15 protein-coding genes are annotated in these 21,076 nt (G+C 56.0%); 5 read left to right on the plus strand and 10 right to left on the minus strand.

Going from position 1 to position 21,076, the window contains the following annotated elements; genetic code table 11:
• Positions 1-70: 70 nt before the first annotated feature.
• Genes AC13H5_RS10515 through AC13H5_RS10525 form a run of 3 tightly spaced genes read right to left on the minus strand, consistent with a single transcriptional unit; the run spans position 71 to position 5,472 of the window.
• Positions 71-1,855 carry an acyl-CoA dehydrogenase family protein gene (locus AC13H5_RS10515; protein ID WP_138859099.1) on the minus strand — a complete coding sequence of 595 codons (1,785 nt, stop codon included), beginning with the start codon at positions 1,853-1,855 and terminating at the stop codon, positions 71-73.
• A 13-nt stretch (positions 1,856-1,868) separates the two neighbouring features.
• A complete protein-coding gene (locus AC13H5_RS10520) occupies positions 1,869-3,041 on the minus strand; it encodes an acetyl-CoA C-acetyltransferase (RefSeq protein ID WP_131485041.1) in 1,173 nt (390 codons plus the stop codon).
• Positions 3,042-3,060: 19 nt separating this feature from the next.
• Positions 3,061-5,472, minus strand: coding sequence for a 3-hydroxyacyl-CoA dehydrogenase/enoyl-CoA hydratase family protein (locus AC13H5_RS10525; RefSeq protein ID WP_214823184.1), 2,412 nt, complete (start codon positions 5,470-5,472; stop codon positions 3,061-3,063).
• A gap of 214 nt (positions 5,473-5,686) precedes the next feature.
• Between AC13H5_RS10525 and AC13H5_RS10530 the strand changes: the two genes are divergently transcribed.
• From AC13H5_RS10530 to AC13H5_RS10540, 3 genes are all read left to right on the plus strand, one after another.
• Positions 5,687-6,589, plus strand: a complete 903-nt coding sequence (locus tag AC13H5_RS10530) for an SDR family oxidoreductase (RefSeq protein WP_371743398.1) — start codon at positions 5,687-5,689, stop codon at positions 6,587-6,589.
• A 122-nt stretch (positions 6,590-6,711) separates the two neighbouring features.
• Positions 6,712-7,266, plus strand: coding sequence for a YcxB family protein (locus AC13H5_RS10535; RefSeq protein ID WP_215189917.1), 555 nt, complete (start codon positions 6,712-6,714; stop codon positions 7,264-7,266).
• Between the two features lie 60 nt (positions 7,267-7,326).
• Entirely contained in the window at positions 7,327-7,899 is a 573-nt protein-coding gene (locus tag AC13H5_RS10540) for a YcxB family protein (RefSeq protein WP_215189916.1), read from the plus strand.
• 15 nt (positions 7,900-7,914) lie between these two features.
• Here the strand turns inward: AC13H5_RS10540 and AC13H5_RS10545 are convergent, their stop codons facing one another.
• The 6 genes from AC13H5_RS10545 to secA2 form a co-directional block, all read right to left on the minus strand.
• Positions 7,915-8,832 carry a proline dehydrogenase family protein gene (locus AC13H5_RS10545; RefSeq protein ID WP_483545692.1) on the minus strand — a complete coding sequence of 306 codons (918 nt, stop codon included), beginning with the start codon at positions 8,830-8,832 and terminating at the stop codon, positions 7,915-7,917.
• Between the two features lie 158 nt (positions 8,833-8,990).
• Entirely contained in the window at positions 8,991-9,662 is a 672-nt protein-coding gene (gene trhA / locus AC13H5_RS10550) for a PAQR family membrane homeostasis protein TrhA (RefSeq protein WP_034778486.1), read from the minus strand.
• A 95-nt stretch (positions 9,663-9,757) separates the two neighbouring features.
• Positions 9,758-11,200 carry a carbon starvation CstA family protein gene (locus tag AC13H5_RS10555; RefSeq protein ID WP_483545693.1) on the minus strand — a complete coding sequence of 481 codons (1,443 nt, stop codon included), beginning with the start codon at positions 11,198-11,200 and terminating at the stop codon, positions 9,758-9,760.
• Positions 11,201-11,410: 210 nt separating this feature from the next.
• On the minus strand, positions 11,411-14,155 hold the full coding sequence (locus AC13H5_RS10560; protein ID WP_483545694.1) for a bifunctional 2',3'-cyclic-nucleotide 2'-phosphodiesterase/3'-nucleotidase: 2,745 nt from the start codon (positions 14,153-14,155) through the stop codon (positions 11,411-11,413).
• A gap of 291 nt (positions 14,156-14,446) precedes the next feature.
• The gene (locus AC13H5_RS10565) at positions 14,447-15,268 is read right to left on the minus strand and encodes an SLAP domain-containing protein (RefSeq protein ID WP_483545695.1); all 822 of its coding nucleotides are present in this window, start codon (positions 15,266-15,268) and stop codon (positions 14,447-14,449) included.
• A gap of 1 nt (position 15,269) precedes the next feature.
• The gene (gene secA2 / locus AC13H5_RS10570) at positions 15,270-17,639 is read right to left on the minus strand and encodes an accessory Sec system translocase SecA2 (RefSeq protein ID WP_483545696.1); all 2,370 of its coding nucleotides are present in this window, start codon (positions 17,637-17,639) and stop codon (positions 15,270-15,272) included.
• 237 nt (positions 17,640-17,876) lie between these two features.
• On the opposite strand from secA2, the gene AC13H5_RS10575 reads away from it, so the two are divergent.
• Positions 17,877-19,172 carry a Y-family DNA polymerase gene (locus tag AC13H5_RS10575; RefSeq protein WP_483545697.1) on the plus strand — a complete coding sequence of 432 codons (1,296 nt, stop codon included), beginning with the start codon at positions 17,877-17,879 and terminating at the stop codon, positions 19,170-19,172.
• Positions 19,169-19,498: a YolD-like family protein gene (locus AC13H5_RS10580; RefSeq protein ID WP_215189911.1), complete on the plus strand. Its 330-nt coding sequence runs from the start codon at positions 19,169-19,171 to the stop codon at positions 19,496-19,498. The genes AC13H5_RS10575 and AC13H5_RS10580 overlap by 4 nt, the downstream gene beginning before the upstream one ends.
• On the opposite strand, the gene AC13H5_RS10585 is transcribed toward AC13H5_RS10580, so the two are convergent.
• Positions 19,495-21,051 carry a SulP family inorganic anion transporter gene (locus tag AC13H5_RS10585; protein WP_483545698.1) on the minus strand — a complete coding sequence of 519 codons (1,557 nt, stop codon included), beginning with the start codon at positions 21,049-21,051 and terminating at the stop codon, positions 19,495-19,497. The two genes, AC13H5_RS10580 and AC13H5_RS10585, sit on opposite strands and share 4 nt — an antisense overlap.
• Positions 21,052-21,076 lie beyond the last annotated feature (25 nt).

A 21,076-nucleotide genomic window follows, 5' to 3' on the forward strand; every position in this document is an offset into this window, starting at 1 on the left:
CCATTGTACGGTGTCGGCAAGGCAAAAAGAAAGGGCCGACCGCGTCCGGTCCACCCTTTCTCTCGCTTGCTTACACGATAAACTTGTTCGCTTTGATGAGGCTCGCTGCGACTTCGCGTTTCGTGCCGATGACGTTGATTGGCTGATAACGGCTGAACTTCTTCATCGCCGACAAGAGCATGCGCTGCTCGTCGCCCGATGCGGCCGCGTACAACACTTCTTTCGCCATGAGTTCGACTTGCTTGAACACTTGCTCGGCGAAGATTTCGGTATAGCGGACTTTCTGTCCGTTCTTCTCAACGCCTGTGCGGGCGATGGCTTTATCCGTCCGCGCGATGGCCGCTTCAAGCGCATAGATGGCGCTGATGATGTCGGCGATCTTCGCGAGAATCTCTTGCTCATTCTGAAGGTCTTGCTGATATTTCTGGACGGCCGTTCCGGCGATCATCAAGTTGATTTTCTTCATGTTCGACAGAAGCATCTTCTCGCGTGCGAGCGGTGAGCCGTCGAGCTCTTGCGGCATGTAGCTCATGAGCTCTTTTTGGAGTTTCTGTGCTTCGGCGAGGAGTGGCAAGTCGCCTTTCATCGCTTTCTTGAGGAGCGTGCCCGGCACGATCAAGCGGTTGATCTCGTTCGTCCCTTCGAAGATCCGGTTGATGCGTGAGTCACGGTACAAGTTCTCGACTTCATATTCGGTCATGAAGCCGTAGCCGCCGTGGATTTGGACCGCTTCGTCGACGACGTAGTCGAACGTCTCCGAGGCGAACACCTTGTTCAATGAACATTCAATCGCATACTCAGCGATCGCTTGGGCGACTTTCGAGCCGTCACGCATGTTGTCGTCGCCGAGGGCGTCGAGGCTGTCTTGGAACAGACCGCCCGTCCGGTAGACCGAACTCTCCATCGCATAGATGTTCGCGGCCATCGTCGCGAGTTTCTCTTGGATGAGCGGGAACTGGCTGATCGGCGTCTTGAACTGTTTACGTTCGTTCGCGTACTGGACCGAGAGATCGAACGCACGTTTCGACGAACCGACCGCACCGACCGCGAGTTTGTAACGACCGACGTTCAAGATGTTGAAGGCGATGACGTGCCCTTTGCCGATTTCTCCGAGGAGGTTGTCGACTGGGACTTCGACGTCTTCTAAGATGAGCGTCCGTGTCGATGAGCCTTTGATGCCCATCTTCTGTTCTTCGGCCCCTGTCGAGACCCCGTTGAAGTCACGCTCGACGATGAAGGCGCTGAACTTGTCGCCGTCGATTTTCGCGTAGACGACGAACACGTTCGCGAAACCGGCGTTCGTGATCCATTGCTTCTCCCCGTTCAACACGTAGTGCGTGCCAGCCTCGTTCAAGACGGCCGTCGCTTTCGCACCGAGCGCGTCCGAGCCTGAGCCTGGCTCTGTGAGGGCGTACGCCGCGATCCATTCTCCGGTCGCGAGTTTCGGCAAGTACTTATGCTTTTGCTCTTCCGTCCCGAAGAAGACGATCGGGAGTGTCCCAATCCCAACGTGGGCGCCGTAGCTGAGGGCGAATGAACGTGCCTTGGCGAACCGCTCCGTGATGATCGATGACGAGATCTTATCAAGCTGATAACCGCCGTACTCTTCTGGCACGTCCGCGCCGAGGAGACCGAGCTCGCCCGCTTCTTTCAACAATTCGACCGAGAGATCGAACTCATGTTTCTCGATGCGTCCAAGGACTGGCATGACACGGTCGTCGACGAAGCTCGCCGTCGTGTCGCCAATCATCTTGTGCTCATCTGAGAAGTCTTCCGGTGTGAACAAACGATCCGCGTCGAGTGCGTCGATGACGAAGCTACCGCCTTTAATCAATTCGTGTTCTGTACGTTCCATTGTCAATTCCCCCTTATAGTAATTCGAAGACGCCAGCAGCACCCATACCGCCACCGATGCACATCGTCACAACCCCATACTTTTCATTGCGTCGTTTCATCTCATGCAAGATCGAGACCGCGAGTTTCGCGCCCGTGCAACCGAGCGGATGCCCGAGAGCGATCGCGCCGCCGTTGACGTTCACTTTCGACGGATCGATCCCGAGTTCACGGATGACGCCGAGCGATTGGCTCGCGAACGCCTCGTTCAGTTCAAACAATCCGACTTCTTCCAACTTCACGCCGGCCATCTCGAGTGCTTTCGGGATGGCGACGACCGGGCCGATCCCCATCACTTCCGGACGGACACCGCCGACCGCGAACGAAAGGAATTTTGCCATCGGTTTCAAGCCTTGACGTTCGGCTTCTTCGCGCTCCATGACGAGCACGGCTGCCGCGCCATCGGACACTTGTGACGCGTTCCCCGCCGTCACCGAGCCTTTGATCTTGAATGCCGGGCGCAGTTTACCGAGCGCCTCGAGCGTCGAGTCGGCACGGACGCCTTCGTCATGTTTGACGACGAGTTCACGTTCCGCGACTTTCCCGTCTTCGCCGAGCACGTGCTCGACGACCGTGACCGGGACGATCTCTTCTTCGAACTTGCCGCCAGCGATCGCTGCCGCCGCTTTTTGGTGGCTGTCGATGGCGAACAGGTCTTGGTCTTCGCGCGAGATGTTATATTCGGCCGCGACACGTTCTGCCGTGTGGCCCATGCTCATATAGTATTCCGGAGCCGTCTCCATGATCGTCGGGTTCGGACGGATGACGTGGCCGCCCATTGGGACAAGGCTCATCGATTCCATACCTCCGGCGATGACCGCCGTCGCTTGACCGATCATGATTTTCGCTGCCGCGTCGGCGATCGCTTGAAGGCCGGACGAGCAATATCGGTTGATCGTGATGGCCGGTACTTCGTGCGACAAGCCACCTCGTACGGCCGCGTAACGGGCGATGTTCATCCCTTGTTCCGCTTCCGGCATGGCGCACCCCATGATGACGTCGTCGATCGGTCCCGTGTAGCCAGACCGCTCGAGCGTCGCTTTAATCGCGTGACCCGCGAGTTCGTCCGAGCGAACGTTTCGGAACGAACCGCGTTTTGCTTTTCCGACCGGCGTCCGTGCGCCGGCCACGATGACTGCTTCTCTCATCTGTTAAGTCCCCCTTTTGTCAGTTCCGAAGTGGTTTGCCTTTGACGAGCATATGTTGCATCCGTTGCTGCGATTTCGGTTCCCCGATGAGGCTTAGGAACGCCTCGCGCTCGATGTCGAGGAAGTACTGCTCGTCGACCATCGTGCCGTATGCCAAATCGCCGCCGCTGATGACGTGGGCAAGTTTTTTCGCGATCTTCAAATCGTGTTCAGAGATATAGCCACCGTAGAACATCTCGTACGCCGCGAGTTCGAGTGTCGCTTTCCCCGTTTGACCGACGACCGGCAACTTCTCACGAACCGGTGCCGTGTAGCCGTCAGCGAGACCGAGCACCGTCTGTTTCGCGTCGAACGTCAAGTGGTCGCGGTTCATCGAGATGCCGTCGACCGGACGGTGATAGCCGAGCGCTTTCGCGTCATAGGCCGACTTCGATACTTTCGCCATGGCGATATTCTCGAACGTCTGTTGCGCCGCTTTCTCGATGTTTTGCATCGACTTCGGTGTCTGCTCGAGGAGGCGACGATACGTGTTGAGGTTTCCGCCCCCACCTGGGATGAGGCCGACGCCGACTTCGACGAGACCCATATACGTCTCGAGCGCCGCCTGCATGCGTGCGGCCGGCAAGCTGATTTCGGTTCCGCCGCCGAGCGTCATGCCGTAAGGTGCGACGACGACCGGGCGACCCGCGTAGCGAATCTTCTGGACGACTTGTTGGAACTTGTTGATGATCCAATCGAGCTCGTACCAGTTCTCGTCTTCCGCTTCCATGAGCATCATCGCGAGGTTGGCACCGACACAGAAGTTCTTACCATCGTTGGCGAGGACGAGTCCTTTGAAGTCGGTCTCGACGAGGTCGATCGACTGTTCAATCATCTGCATGATGTCGACACCGATCGCATTGTTCGGTGACGTGAACTCGAGGGCGACGACGTCGTCTCCGATATCGATGAGGCGGGCCCCACCGTTCTCGAGCACGATCCCGTTCGACTTGGCGAGCGGGGCGAGTTTCACTTCTTTCGGGTTGACGGTCTTCTCAACGTACGTCTGTGACGCTTGGTCGTAATACTGGTCTCCCTTATAGAACGATGTGTGTCCGGCAGCGAGCATCTCATCGATCCACGCCGGGACGTCATAGCCTTCCGCTTTCATGCGGGCGACCGACTTCTCGACACCGAGTGCGTCCCATGTCTCGAACGGTCCGAACTTCCAGCCGAAGCCCCACTTCATCGCGTCATCGATGGCGACGATCGAATCACTGATCTCGCCTGTGAGACGAGCCGAGTAGACGAGCGTCTTCGCCGTGACCGGCCAGAGCAGTTGTCCGATGCGTCCTTTGTTCAAGATGGCGCCTTTCAGCTTCGCTTTCGAACCTGGGAGCGATTTGATTTGGTCGAGCTCCGGTCCTGTAATCGCTTTCAATTGTTCGTATTCGAACGTCTCGAGATTCAGTTCCTGGATGACTTTTCCGTCTTTCTTGTAGAAGCCTTGTCCGGCCTTTTGACCGATCCATCCCTTCTCGACGAGCGTCTTCATTTCAGCAGGGACGTTGAACGTATCCTTCTCTTCACCGGCGTCGAGCGTCTCATAGACATTTCCGGCGACGTGGACGAACGTGTCGATGCCGACGACGTCGAGCGTGCGGAATGTCGCCGATTTTGGCCGGCCGATGAGCGGTCCGGTGATCGAGTCCATCTCGCCGATCGAGGCGTTCTGCTTGAGCATCTCTTCGAACGTGACGAGGAGTCCGTACGTGCCGATGCGGTTCCCGATGAAGTTCGGTGTGTCTTTCGCTTCGACGACGCCTTTCCCGAGACGGTCCTCAGCAAAGCGGGCCATGAAATCGATGACCGGGCGTGCCGTCTTCTCCGTCGGGATGAGTTCGAGCAATTTCAAATAGCGCGGTGGGTTGAAGAAGTGTGTTCCGAGGAAACGTGCCTTCAAGCCTTCCGGCAATACGCTCGCCATCGCCTCGATCGAGATACCCGACGTGTTCGAGCTGAGAATCGCGTCTTCACGGATGTAAGGTGCGATTTTTTCGAACAGTTGCTGCTTCACATCGAGCCGTTCGACGACGACTTCGATGACCCAGTCCGCTTCCTTCAAGCGCTCGAGATCATCTTCTAAGTTCCCCACGTCGATGAAGTTCAAGTGCTCCGCTGTCGCGAGCGGTGCCGGGTTTTGTTTCAATAGCTTTTGACGGTTCTCAGAAGCGATGCGGTTCCGTACTTGTGGCGACTCGAGCGTGAGCCCTTTCGCTTCTTCTTTCGCCGTCAATTCACGTGGTACGATGTCGAGCATGAGCGAACGAATCCCCGCGTTCGCCAAGTGAGCCGCAATCCCCGCCCCCATTACTCCTGAACCGATGACGACCGCAAAACGAATGTTGCTCGTCAAACGGAGGTCGGCTGATTGTTCGATGTGACTCGTCATATTGTTCCCCCCTCAATGAGAATGAATAGTGATTCATTTCAAGCGTAAAAAAAATCGCAATCACCATCGTGTTTACTCTTCTATCATAAATGAATGACAATTCATTCGCAAGCGTTCATTTTTCAAATTCGTTCCAATTTCACCGAGGACGATTTATTTTTCGGTGACTGTGGTATAGACACAAAGAGTCAATTTTAGAAAGGGGAATGTATTCATGAGTGATAATCGTTTAAACACAATGGGGAACCGACAGGATTTTGAATCGTTCAAGAAAGACGGCCAAGAACAAGCCCATCAACCGGGAATCGATTCGAAGATGGAGCCGTACCCGATCTATGAACGTAAAGGATATAAAGGAAGCGATAAACTGAAAGATAAAGTCGCCATCATCACGGGCGGTGACTCCGGCATCGGGAAATCGGTCGCCATCTTCTTCGCCCACGAAGGCGCGAATACGGTCATCGTCTATAAAGACCAAAACGAGCTCGAGGACGCCGAGGCGACGAAAGAACGCATCGAAGAACTCGGTCAAGCTTGTCTATTGCTGCAAGGTGACCTCGGCGACTCGGCTTTCTGCCAAGACGTCGTCAAACAGACGCTCGAGACGTTCGGCCATTTGGACATCCTCGTCAATAACGCCGCCGAGCAGCATCCGCAGGAGTCGCTCCTCGATATCTCGGACGACCAGCTCGAGCAGACGTTCCGGACGAACATCTTCAGCATGTTCTATTTGACGAAAGCCGCCCTCCCGTACTTGAACGAAGGCGCAAGCATCATCAACACGACGTCGATCACAGCGTACGAAGGTAACGATCAATTGATCGACTACGCATCGACGAAAGGTGCGATCACGGCCTTCACGCGTTCGCTCGCCAAGAACTTGGCCGAGAAGAAGATTCGCGTCAACGGCGTCGCACCAGGTCCGATTTGGACACCGCTCATCCCAGCGACGTTCTCAGCGGAAAAAGTCGCCTCGTTCGGTGACTCGGCTGAGATGAAACGTCCGGGCCAACCAGCGGAACTCGCCCCGGCTTACGTCTATCTCGCAAGTGACGACTCGACGTACGTCAGCGGACAGGTCATGCACGTCAACGGTGGGACGGTCATCAACGGATGATTTTGTAAGATGGCCCAGTGTTCAGTCACTGGGTCTTTTTGTTGGGAAAATAATCCATCCTATGTTAGCGTTATTGCATGCGTCAACCTGTCATTTAGACGAAAGAAAGGAGCCAATGATGGATGATTCATTATCGATTGACACAAGATGATTTTTTCACGTTACAAAAGAACTTCATCAAAAACTCGGTTCCCGATAAACGAAAATCTATACTTGTCACGCTCATACTCATGTTACTGACCGCCTTTTACGGATTTGCCCTCGCGATTGTCTTGTTACCGCAAACGCTCTCCGCCCCTGTCATCCTCGCACTCGCCGCCAGTGCCGCTGTGGTCCCGGCGCTGCTCTTATTCCCGCTCTTCAAGAAAGTGTATTTCACGATGAGGTTGAGACAGTTGCGATCCATACTTCGACAGGACTCGAAATGGCCACGTGATGTCACTTTGTCAATCCATGAGAACGGGATTGAAGTCAATTCGCTCCACAATGCCGTCAACAAACGGGTTCAAGTCGCGTGGGAAGCGATTGAACGAGTGAACGAGGACGAGACCCATCACTATATATTTATTGAAGCGGCGGAAGCGATTATCGTCCCGAAACAAAACCAGATGCTCAACGAGACGGAGCGAATTCGAATGAATGATCTGCTACAAAAACACTTAGGCATCACACTCTAAGCGACAAAGTTCTTCTTCAATCAGCACGTATTTATGACGAATCTCAAAGGAGTGGATGCAATGGTCACCACCTATCAACTGACGCTTGACGATTTTTTAGCTTTCCAAAACGACATGATTCACCATTCCAATCAATATAAACGAGCTCGCGGCGTATGGTTGAAATATATGAATCTCCCGCTATTCGCTCTCGGGTATGCGGCTGCATTCTTCCTCGTACCGCACCCCGATTCGATCGGCTTATCTTTACTCATCACAGTCGGAATCGGGCTATTGTTCGCGCTATTACTTAGACCGCTGCTAAAGGACTTGCATGCCCCGCTCGCCCTTTGGCAAACCCGTCGTGCCCTCAACAAACAGGACACTTGGCCAAAAGACGTCACGCTCCAGCTTTCTGACACGACCGTCGAGATGCATGCCGTTCGTGGCAACGTCCACCGAACGACGCAAGTCCCATGGACATCCATTCTCAAAGTGAACGAGAACGAGACGCATCGCTTCCTCTATTACGAAGAGGATGAGGCGTTAATCATCCCGAAGGTGAAAGACGGAGTCACGGAAGTCGAACAAAGTGAAATCGAGCGAATCCTCGACAAACATATGAACACAGAAAAGCACACGAGTTCACGTTGAACTCGTGTGCTTGTTTCATTTCTTGACCATCCCTTTTAAGACGAACGCGACGTTCGCCGGACGTTCTGCGAGGCGGCGCATGAAGTAGCCGTACCAATCACGGCCGTATGGCACGTAGACACGGACTTTATAGCCTTGACGGACGAGCTCAAGTTGACGCTCGACCCGGATGCCGTACAGCATTTGGAACTCGAACTGGTCGAGTGGGATGTTGTTCAGTTTCACATGTTCGATGACCGCATCGATCATATGGTCGTCATGTGTTGCGATAGAGGCGTAGTTCCCGTTCGCCAGATGGAGTTTGACGAGCTTCAAGTAGTTGTGGTCGACGTCTTCTTTCTCCGGGAAAGCGACCGTCGCCGGTTCCTTGTAAGCCCCTTTGACGATACGAAGGTTCGGTTTGAGCGGCGCGAGATGATTGATGTCATCTTCCGAGCGGTACAAGTATGACTGGATGACCGTCCCCAGGCCCTCAAAGTCCGTTTTCAATTTCTTGAACAAGTCGAGCGTCTTCTCGCAACGTGCCTCATCTTCCATATCGATGGCGACGAACACACCGACTTCTTTCGCCGTCGTCAAGATTTGACGCATGTTGTCTTCGATCAACTCGTCCAAGATATCGAATCCGAGCGACGTCAGCTTGAGCGACATGTACGCGTCAAGCTTCTCTTCCGCCATGATTTCGATGGCACGAATGATTTCATCCCGATTTTGGTTCGCTTCTGCGACCGTCGTGATGAATTCCCCTAAGTGGTCGACCGTGACCGATAATCCTTTCGCGTTCAACTCACGAATCGTCGGCACCGACGTCTTGAAATCTTCCCCCGCCACAAAGCGCGAAGCCCCGAACCGAAGCCCGTATTTTTTAGCCAAACTGTTGAGTGTTTTGTTTTGAGACATGTAGATAAATCCATCGCGCAACACTTTTTCCATCTGATTTTCCCCCTTACGTTTACACCCATCTATCTCTATGACGATGTCTGAAATTATTATGACATACAAACGTCCATTCGTCTGTAATTTTGTAATCGTTTTCACCGATTCATTTCCTTAGATTTAGAAAAAAACAGACGCCCCGTGGGACGTCTATTTTACAGGCTCGTATTCGGTGCCACATAGAGCAAAATACTGAGGAAAACGAGCACACTTCCAGCGAGGACGAACATATGCCAAATCGCATGGTTGAACGGCAGTTTCTGCCACATGTAAAAGACGATCCCGACCGAATAGGCGATCCCTCCGGCGAGGAGCAACATGAACCCGTTATGTCCGATGGATTCATACAGCGGGCGCACGACGATGATACAAATCCAGCCGAGCGCGAGATACGTCACGTTCGATACCCACATGTACTTCCCGGTCGAGAACAGCTTCCAAATGATACCGAGAATCGCGACGCCCCAGACGATTCCGAACAACATCCAGCCGAGCTTCCCGTGGAGTGACACGAGCGCGAACGGCGTATAGCTACCCGCAATCAAGAAGTAAATCCCGGCATGGTCGAACACTTGGAGCACGCGTTTCGCCCGTGGATGTGGAATCGCATGCATGAGTGTCGAGAACAGGTACAGCAAAATCATCGATACCCCGAACACGCTCACGGCGATGACGTTCCACGTGCTCCCCGTCTCGGTCGCCGTGTTCACGAGCAAGACGAGCGCGACGATGCTGAAGATGACCCCGAGGCCATGGGTGATGGCGCTCGCAATCTCTTCCCCGAGCGTGTCGGCATGGAGCATGTCTTTTAGCTTCTCTTGATCCATTCAGGTCCCACCTTTCAAATCTATTCCTCTAGTATGGTCATTTCCCGATTTTGTTGCAAACAAAAACATGGGTCGAAACGACCCATGTCTGTGAATTATGCGACATCCTTCACCGGGACGTCACATTCCATGTTTTGTGCCCGCATCGCTTTGGCGCGCATGTGGAACAAGACGAGCAACGTGATCGTCCCGATCGTGGCGATGACGTACGGGATGACCCCATCCATCTTGAAGCCGATCGGTGCCGTCAAAATGTAGAACCAAACGGCGTACAACATGAACGTGCCCGGAATGAGCGCGATATAGTGGTTGCGCCCTTTGATGTAGAGGTACATCGCCCCGACGAACAAGGCGATGACCGCCGTCGTCTGGTTGGCCCAGTTGAAGTATTGCCAGAGCATCTGGAAGTCCATGTTCGTGAGCACGTATGAGATCGCGAAGAGCGGGAGCGCGATCCACAGGCGTGACGAGAACTTCTTCTGCGCGACTTTCATATAGTCGGCGATGATCATCCGAGCGCTACGGAACGCCGTGTCGCCCGATGTGATCGGCAAGACGATGACACCGAGGATGGCGAGCGTGCCGCCGATGCTGCCGAGCATGAGCGTCGCCACTTCTTGGACGACAAGTGCCGGCGTACCGGTTTGAATCAATCCGAGCAATTCGCCTGGCTCGAAGATGGCCATGGCGGCCCCGGCCCAAATCATGGCGATGACCGCTTCGACAATCATCATGCCGTAGAAGATTTCACGGCCGTTGCTCTCTTTCATCGTCGTCCGCGAGATGATCGGCGACTGCGTGGCGTGGAAACCAGACAACGCTCCACACGAGATCGTGAAGAAGAGGAGTGGCCAAATCGGCAAGCCGTCCGGATGCATGTTCGTGAGTGTCATCTCTGGAATCTGGTAGCCCTGTGCGAACAGACTGACGGCAATCCCGACGGCGCTGATCATGAGGAGCGCCCCAAAGAACGGGTAGATGCGTCCGATGATCTTATCGACCGGAAGGAGCGTCGCCAAGATGTAGTACGCGAACACGGCGAAGATGACGATCGTGAGTGTCGTCGCATTGCCGTCGAACAAGTTGTTGATCATGTTACTCGGCGACGTGACGAACACCGTCCCGACCAAGAGCAAGAGAAGCAGGGCGAACCCGTTGACGACGTGGCGGAGCGAGCGGCCGAGGAACTTCTCGGCGAGCTGCGGCAAGTGCGCCCCGTTGTTCCGAAGTGAGATCATGCCCGTCAAATAGTCGTGTACCGCTCCAGCGAAAATCGATCCGAAGACGATCCACAGGAACGCGACCGGTCCGTAGAGCGCCCCCATGATTGGGCCAAAAATCGGGCCGACTCCGGCGATGTTCAACAGTTGAATCATCGAGTTCCGTTTTTTCCCCATCGGCACGTAGTCGATGCCGTCCTGTGACGCGTAGGCAGGTGTCGTCCGCTCTTCCTTGATGCCGAACGTCTTCTCGACGTAGCTGCCGTACACTTTGTACCCGACGAATAGAATCGCCAAGGCGATAAAGAATGTAATCATGTGTGCTGTCCCCTTTTGAACGTATGTAGCCGGTCCCCACCGGCCCCGAAAAAAATGAATCCCGTTGTTTTACACATATAATGTAAACGCTTACGTGATTGATTATACAGCAGTTCCCCTTTTTTCGTAAGAGGTTTCGTTCACTTTTTTGACACTTTTTCGAGCGCGCAAAAACGGCGCCCTGTTGGGACGCCGTCTCGGTTGAATCGCTTATTTCAATGCGAACTTCGCTTGTTTCGCACTTGCGCCTGTGTAGTCGCTCGCGATGACCGCGTAGCTTCCTTTAGCAAGACCTTTTTTGAATGTGAACGTATACGTTCCGGCCCAGCTCGCTTTCACTTTGGCGACTTGTTTGCCTTTCGCGTCTTTCAATACGACGACGGCACCCGGTGTCGTTTTCCCGATGAGCGCTTTCGTTCCGACCTTCACGCCTTTCGTGTTCTTCGGTGTCGCGATGGCCGCTTTCTTGAACGTGAACGCCTTCGCTTTGACGACTTTTCCGGTCACATCTTTAGCGATGACTTCATAGTCCCCGTAGATGAAGCCGGCGCGTTTCGTGAATTCGAACGATCCGTTTTTGTCCGACGTCGCGTAGGCGATCGTCTTGCCGTCACGCTTGAGCGTCAACTTCGTCTCCGGCGTCACTTTCCCAGAAATGACGTTCGTGTTGGCGTACGTCAACTTCGATGCGAGGGCCGGTGTGCCGACGAAGCCAGCTCCGACGACTTTCGTTTCCGTCACGGTCGCCCCATCGAGTTCAGAGACGATGGTAAGTGACTGACGAAGTTTGAGCGGTTTCGTCACGAGCGTATACGCGCCGTCTTTGTCCGCTTTCGCTGTCGCAAGCACTTTGTCACCGTCTTTCAACGTGACCGTCGCGTTCGGTGTCGTCGTACCGGTCACTGCTTTCGCACCCGGTTTGATCGTGTTCACCGTTAGAGCGATTTCAACTGCCGCTTGATCGAGCTCGATCGTGTACGTGCGGAATAAGCGGTTCGCCGCGTCCGGACGTGTCGTCTCGGTCGCTTCGATGCCTTCATACAAGTCGACGTACTGTTTGCCGGCGTCGGCCGTCTCGAATTTTGCGATTCGTTTCGCATCGGCGACGATCTTCCAGTTGTCGTCCGCTTTGTAGTCGACGCTGCCTGCGCTGTTGACGATATAGTCCGAGATCACGTTCCGTGTCTCGTAAGCCGAACGGTAGACGATGTTCTTCCCGCCACCGAGCCCAGGGAACGACGTCGAGCCGGCCCGATAGTTGTTCGTCGCGACGAGGAACTCCTGGTCGAGCGTGATCGGTTTGCCGTTATACTCGACGTTCTTGACGCGGTTCGCCTTGTCGTTGATCAACTTCCCGCCCGCATCGAACTTGGCTGGACCCGTGACATCGATCTCATACGTGAGGCCGTCAAGGATATCGAAGTTATAGCTGCGGAACTCCAAGTTGAGCAGCTCGTCGTTCTCGTCTGAGACTTGTTTGTACGCCCCGGCGGACATCTCGAGCCAGTCCATCACGTCCGCGCCCGTCACTTTGACGACTTCGAGCGTGTTCGGATAGACGTACAAGTCGGCCACGTTTTTCAATGCGATCGAGCCTTTCGGGATGTTCGTGTAATAGCTGGCGTCCGTCAATTGACGGTTACCGGCTTTGAACGGTGCTCCGGCCGAGAGAAGCGGGAGTTCTTTATACGCCGCGAGTTCCGGGTTTGTCGCGAGTTCTTTCTCGACGTACCATTTCTGCGCGTTCGTCACGAACTGGACCGACGAATCGTCACGGACGAGCGCGAAGTAGCTTTGGATATCGTCTTGAATCTCCCCGACTGAACGGTTGATGTATTCGATCGTCGCCTTATGCTCCGTATCGATGAGCGCCTGAATCGTCGCATCGACCGGTGTTTCGGCCGTGACCGTATCGAGTTTCGCGTTCGCATCGAGTACTTGCCAGTTGCCATCGACGAGCTCGAGGTCAAGGTCGATGACCCCGAGGTCTTTCCCTTGGTTGTTCGCCATGACGACCGGCTTGCCGTTGATCGTCCCTTTATCCATGTTCACGTTCGGGAACGTGGCAAACATGCCTTTCGCGTCCGGGAAACGGCCATGTTGGTGACCGGTCATGACCATGTCGAGCCCTTCGATTTTCGTGAGCGCGTAGCCGACGTTCTCTTCCCCGTCTTCTTGTTGATCGGCGAGCGTCGCACTTTCCCCGATACCTGAGTGCGCGAGCGCGACAACGACGTCGGCTCCTTGCTCTTTCAATTTCGCGACCGACTCACGTGCCGACGGGATGATATCATCCGCTGTCACCTTGCCTTGGAGGTTGCCTGAGTCCCACGACATGATTTTCGGCGGGACGACCCCGAAGACACCGACTTTGATCGTGTGCGTCTCGCCGTCCGCGTCGACGACTTGGCGTTCGATGATTTGGACTTCTTGTCCATCCTCGTTATATTTCGAGACGATCGGCTCACCCGACAAGTCTTTCACGTTCGAGTTGACGAAGCGGAGCTTGCCTTTTGAGCCTTGCATCGCGTCATACAAGAACTGGAGTCCGAAGTTGAACTCGTGGTTCCCGAGTGTGACCGCATCGAACTCGAGCGCCGACATCGCTTTGTACATCGGATGTTCAAACGTACCCGGTGTTTGTTGATGCTGTTCACGGACGTAATCCCCGAACGGCGTCCCTTGAATCGTATCCCCGTTATCGAATAGGAACGTGTTCGGTTTGCCGGCTTCCATGCGATGTTGCTGAATCAACGTCGCCACTTTCGTCAAGCCGATCGTGTTGTCGATCTTGTCCTGGAAGTAGTCGTAGTTAGTGATATTCGTATGTAAGTCGGTCGTCTCCAAGAAGCGCAGTTTGACGACATCCTCGTCGGCAGCTGATGCGTGTTGGAGCGGGATGAGCGTTGGGACGATGAGCGACGTAGCAATGGCCATCTTCGTAAATTTAGACATGATTTTTCTCCCCATTCATGTGGTGTGCATTGCGGACTAAATATACCATAGCCGGACTCTCATTTTAATGAATCCTATGTCCTATTTCCTTAAAAATTTGGTAAAGAAAGGTCTGGTTGTAGACGACTTTCCGAGAACATGGAAAAGGTATGAAACGGTATGATTTACCGGAACAGACGACTTCGCTTCAAGCGGTTTTTTAGCCCGACTTGTTTAGTGGCTAGACTTCGCACAAGCAGTCCATTAGACCTAAAAAACCATCCCCGACGCGTGTCAGGGATGGTCATATCGTCACGAACGGATGCGAATCGAGATCGGTCCGTCGCTGTCTCCTTCCGGCCGCTTGAAGCGGACGTGGAGCGGATAATCATGTTTCGGTAAAATCGGCTCGTTGAGCGTTGCGTCGGCCCGGCCGACGACCTCGTCCCGCTGCATCAACTCGAGCGGGAGGCGCGGGATTTGGAGAGCCTGCTCGAGGTACCCGTTCCGGACGAGGAGCGAGGCACCGATTTCCGTGTCGGTCACGTCGAGATGGACGAGCAACAGATCAAACTGGCCTTCGGCGACCGGACGGCTGAGGACGTTCATCCGCTTCAGGCGATACCACGCCACGTCAGGGAACGCGTCCCGTTCGCCGTCGGAGATGTCTTGGAGCGGTGCCGTAGGATTCATTTGGAAGGCGAGTTGGAGCGACTCGGTGTCGAGAGCGTCGACATCGGTGAACAGTTCCTCCTCGAAGAAGTCGAGATAGACGGGCTTACTCGTCATCGCCTCGAACGACGGCAAATCCATCCGGCTCAGCATCTTTTGGCCGAGCGGTTCGCGGCGCTCGTTCAACAAGAGCACCGGGATCTCGTCGAGCGAGAACTCGGTCGCGACCGTGTTGCGGAACAAGGCGACCACGGACAGGCCGCCCGGGTTCTTCGTCGCACTGAGCAGCTCGATCGACAACTGGTTGTCCGCGAGCGGCGGCAACGTCGTCGCATGATAGCGGAACACGTACTCATCTTCTTTCGAGATGTCCATCCCTTCATCGAACACGAGGCGGAGCGCCCGCTCGTCGTCTTGGCGGATGATCGTCTCGATTTTCTTTCGTTTCAATAGTCCGAACATGTCACAGCCCCTCCTCTTCCCGTTGCGCAAAGTATAGATCTAGCTGGCACAGTTGAATCGTCACGTCGCGGGCGATATCGAGATACGTCTCTTGGAAGATCTCGAGTCCTTCCTTGCCGAACTGACGGCTCGGGTCTTCCTGGCCATAGCTGCGGAGCCCGATGCCTTCTTTCAAGGCGTTCATCGTCGTCAAATGGTTCGTCCAGCGGATATCGAGATGGTTGAGCAGTTGTTGCCGCGCGAAGGCGATGACTTCCGGGTAACCCTCGATCCGCTGTTCTGCCGTCGCGACGATGCCGTCGATCCATGGGGCGACCGCTTGTTTCAACTCTTCTTTGTCCCCGACCGTGTCATCCCACGTCGGCGCCTGTTGCGTCAAATAGAGATAGTCCTCGATGAGCGCGTCCGTCGCCCACTCTTCCGGGACGAGGTCGGCCGCGATATGACGGTCGAGCGTCTCGTTGAGCGCGAGGCGCATCATCGCGAGCACGTTGTTCAAGATGGCCGTCGCATTGGCGTCGACCGCCTCATCGCGAATCGTATAGATGATGCGGCGCTGCTCGTTCAAGACATCGTCGAGCTTGAACATGTAGTCACGGACCGACACGCCGACACCTTCGATCGTCGTCTGGGCGTATTCGATGATGTCGCCCGCTTCTTTATGGCGGACTTCTCCGTGTTCGTCCGGCGTCAGTTTGTGCTCGACACGTTTCAACCGTTCGGCGGCGTACCGTTTGACGAGGTCGTCCTCGAGCGAGACGAAGAAACGTGACATGCCCGGGTCGCCTTGACGTCCCGACCGTCCGCGGAGCTGATTGTCGACGCGGAGCGATTCGTGCCGTTCCGTCCCGATGACATACAAGCCGCCCTGTTCGCGTGCCGTCTCGTCTAAGACGATGTCGGTCCCGCGTCCGGCCATGTTCGTCGCGATCGTCACGTGACCGAGCCGTCCCGCCTCAGCGATAATCTCGGCTTCTTGGGCGACCGTCTTCGCGTTCAACAGTTCATGCGCGATGCCTTGTTTTTGAAGCTGCTCGCTGACGGCCTCCGACTGGGCGATCGACGTCGTCCCGATCAAAATCGGTTGTCCCGTCGCGTGGATGGCCGCGACCTCTTGACCGACCGCCGCATATTTATGGGCAATCGTATCAAAGACGCGGTCCGGCAGGTCCTGGCGCTTCTTCGGCCGGTTCGTCGGCACTTGGACGACGTCCATCTGATACGTCTTCATGAACTCTTCACGTGACGTCTGCGCCGTCCCGGTCATGCCGCCGAGGAGCGGGTACATCCGGAAGTAGTGTTGAATCGTGATCTCGGCCGTCGTCTTGTTCTCTTCGGTGATGTCGATCTGTTCTTTCGCCTCGAGCGCCTGATGGAGGCCTTCCGACAAGCTCCTGCCTTCCATGACCCGACCCGTGAACAAGTCGATCAACTCGATTTTGCCTTCTTGGACGATATAGTCGACGTCCCGCTCGAACAACACGTTCGCCCGGAGCGCCTGCATCATGTAGTGATACAAGACGTGGTGCTCGGCGGAAAACAAGTTGTCGACCGAGAACAACGCCTCGATTTTCTCGATACCTTTGTCCGAGAACATGACGGCGCGCGCCTCGAGGTCGACCGTATAGTCGTCTTCCGTCAATTGGCCGAACACGGTTTGGGCGAGACGTTTCAAGCGGACGTGCGACTCGTCCTTCTGGGCAATGATGAGCGGCGTCTTCGCCTCGTCGATCAAGACGCTGTCGACTTCATCGAGCAGCGCGAAATGGAACGGACGCTGGACCCGTTCTTCCGGCGAGCCGACCAAGTGGTCCCGAAGATAGTCGAACCCGAACTCGGTCCCGACCCCGTATGTAATGTCGGCCGCATACGCCGCCTGTTTGTCAGCGAGCTCCATCTCCGGGACGTTCAGTCCAACCGTGAGCCCGAGAAACGTATGAATCTTGCCGATCTGTTCGGCGTCACGCATCGCCAAATAGTCGTTTACCGTGATGACATGGACGCCTTTCCCTTCGAGCGCCTTGACGAACGCCGGGAGAGCCGCGACGAGCGTCTTCCCTTCCCCGGTCGGCATCTCGGCGATATTTCCTTCGAGCAGCGCAAGACCGCCGATGAGCTGGACGTCATAGTGACGGAGCCCGATCGTCCGGACGGATGCCTCGCGGACGAGGGCGAACCCTTCCTCCGTGATGGCGCGGACGTCCGCACCGTCCGTGAGCCGCTGTTTCAGTTCGAGCGCGTACTGGCGAAGCGCCTCATCGTCTAAGGCGCGCATCGTTTCTTCGTACGCGTTGATGCGTTCGACTTGTTTCTTATAGGTTTTCAATCGTCGTGCCTGATCATTGGTCAATTGCTTCACAAAATCAATCACAGGATAGCCTCCATCGTCCGAAACCATATTTGTCTAGCTACCCTCCCATTATACCGGATTTTGTTTCCGCCTCGCTTTATTATTTCGGTAAATTCCAAAAAGATGGAATTTCATTCACCATCTATCCTTTTTTTAACTCTTTTCAAAATTTGTTTTCATTTTTCTATTTGAGACGGCGTGAGACCGTGATACGATGAGAAAAACAGAACGCTTGTTCGTAAAAAAGGAGAGGTGGCTATGCGACGTCGGATTTTTTGTATCGACAGCGTCTCGTTCTATGCCAGTTGCGAGTGCGCCGCCCGCAAGTTGAACCCGTACAAGACAAAGCTCGTCGTCTTATCGAACCTGCAGGACTACGGCGCCCTCGTCCTCGCCGCGACGCCGCCGATGAAGCAGCTCGGCATCAAGACCGGCTCTAGACGGTTCCACATCGACCGGTTGCCGTGGCACGAACGACGGCACGTCATCTACGCCGAGGCCCGGATGAGCCACTATTTGAACGTGTCCGTCCAAATCGTCCACATCTTGCACCAGTTCGCACCCCCCGAGGCGATCCGCGTCTACTCGGTCGACGAGACGCTCGTCGACTTGACCGGGACGGAGCGGCTGTTCGGGAACGATGCGCACGTCGCCCGCCTCATCCGATCGACCGTGTTCCGCTACACCGGCATCCCGGTCACAATCGGCATCGGACCGAACAACGTCCTCGCCAAGCTCGTCCTCGACCTGCATGGGAAGAAGACAGGTGTCGCCAGCTATTTCCTCCACGACGTCGAGAAGTTGATCCACCCGGCCCCGATCGGCAAGATGTGGGGCGTCGGGGCGAAGATGGAAGTCCATCTCCGGCGGCTCGGCATCGAGACGATCGGTGACCTCGCCCGCTATCCGCTCGAGACGCTCCATGAGAAGTTCGGCGTCATCGGCGCCGAGCTGTGGCATCACGCCTGGGGCATCGACGAGTCGCCGACGATCCTCCCGCCGAGCTCCCTGTTCGGGGCGAAGCGGCAGCGGCCCCGGACGATCGGCCACGGCATCACGCTCATGAAGGACTATGCGACGTACGCAGCCATCCGGCTCGTCCTGCAGGCGATTGCGGTCGAGGTCGGGATGCGGACGCGACAGGCCGGACTCGTCGGCGGGAGCGTCCATCTCGGCGTCCGCTACACCCGGACGAGCGAGCGGCGCGGGTTCAGCAAACAAAAAAAACTCGCCCGCTTCACAGCGGACGAGCGCGAGTTCTTGCCGGTGTTGTTGACGCTCTTCCTCGACGCGTGGGATGAGACGGAGGCGGTCCGTTACGTCTCGGTCGCCCTCGGCAAGCTCGAGCCTCGGAGTGACCACGTTCAGCTGTCGTTCTTCGAGGACGAGTGGGCCCGGGCGCGCCGCTTCGACTTCCTCGACCTCGTCGATCGCTTGAACGTCCGCTTCGGCCGCGGCACGATCCGCCCAGCATCGAGTTTACTGAAAGACAGTCCGCTCCGGACGCGGCAACGCCTCATCGGCGGACATAAACAAGGAGGTGAATCGTCATGAGCCAAACCCGCTACAAAGACCGCGGTGAATTAAAATGGATCCCGTTCCTCATGCCCGAGCACGTGGCGCTGCTAAAGAAATATTATGCCCACGTCCAAAAGATCGAGCTGCCCGACTTGGATGAGCAGTTGCTCTACTTGTGGCAGACCGAGCTCGAACGCGCCATCCGGGAAGGTGATGCCGTCGAGCTGACGCTGTTCGACAACGGTATGACCCACGTCATGCGCGGTTACGTCCACGCCATCTATTACGCCGAGCGTGAAGTCGAGTTGTTCGACACGGACGTGCGCCGCATCCCGTTCGGTCAGATTCTGTCCGTCCGTTAAGACGCGTCAATCGCTTCCTGCGTCGTCTCGAACGTGTCGACGTGGTCGAGGACGCCGTAATGTGCGAGCGTCTGGCGCACCGGTGTCGACAAGTGCGCGAAGACGACACGACGGTCGGCCGCTTTCAACTCGCGGACGACGCGGCGAATCTCTTCGACGGCCGTCACATCGATGACCGGACAGCGGTGGAAGTTGAAGATGAACACGTCAGGCTCGTCATGGATATGATGCAACACGTGCTCGAACATCTCGATCGCCCCGAAGAAGAGCGGTCCCTCGACGCTGAAGACGACTTGGCCGTCGCGCGTCACGTACCGTTCCGTCTGTTCGCGGACGTCGATCGTATCGGCCATCCGTTTCGCGAACAAGGCGAGCGCACAGATGACCCCGACCTCGACGGCGACGACGAGATCGACGAACACGGTCAGCCCGAGCGTGATCAGCAGGACGAGCGATTCGGCCGACCGATGCTTGATCATCTCGAAGACGTGATGCCGCTCCGACATGTTCCAAGCGACGCGCATCAAGATTGGGGCGAGTGCGGCCAGCGGGACATAGCTCGCGAGCGGTGCCAACACGAGCACGGCGAGGAGCACCGTCAACCCGTGGATGACGCCGGAACGGCGGCTGACGGCCCCGGCTTGAATGTTCGTCGCCGTCCGGGCGATGGCGCCGGTCGCCGGGATCCCGCCGAAGAACGGGACGACGACGTTGGCGAGCCCTTGCCCGAACAGTTCCTTGTCCGGGTTCATCTTCGTTCCGGCCATACCGTCCGCGACCGCACCCGACAACAACGACTCGAGCGCCCCGAGGAAGGCGATCGCGAACGCCGATGGCAACAGCGTCGCAATCAAATCGAGGTCAATCGCGAGCCAGTTAAACTCAGGCAGTCCGCTCGGGATGCCGCCATAGGCACTTCCGATCGTCGCGACTTCCCCTGGGACGACGAGACTGACGAACGTCGGCACGAGCATCGCCATCAATAACAGCGGCAATTTCACGGGCAGTTTCGGTACGAGCCAGAGCGTCATGAAACCGATGGCGGCAATGAAGACAGGCCATAAGCTCGCTTCATTCAACGACGTCACGAGCTTCAGTAAATTCTCGTGGAAGTGCGGCGCCTTCTGAAACGAGATGCCGAACAGTTCGTCGAGCTGGTCGACGAAGATGACGACGGCGATCCCGGCCGTGAACCCGATCGTGACAGCGCGCGGCATGAAGCGAATGAGCCGTCCGACGCGGAGCACGCTCATGAGGAACAACAGAATCCCAGCGAGGAACGTGGTCACGAGCAATCCTTCATAGCCGTGCGCGAGCATGACGCCCGAGACGATCGGAATGAAGGCGCCGGTCGGTCCGGCGATTTGGAACGTCGAGCCCCCGAACAGGCTGACGAGAATCCCAGCGATGATGGCCGTGTACAGGCCGTACACCGGTCCGACACCTGAGGCGATCGCAAACGCCATCGCGAGCGGCACGGCGACGACCCCGACAGTGATCCCGGCCGAGATGTCTTTCTGCCATCCTTGGCGTGATGTCATGAAGTTGTCCATTCTTGCATTCCTTCTTTCCATTATG

This window comes from Exiguobacterium sp. FD-YE-25-4 (assembly GCF_057004685.1).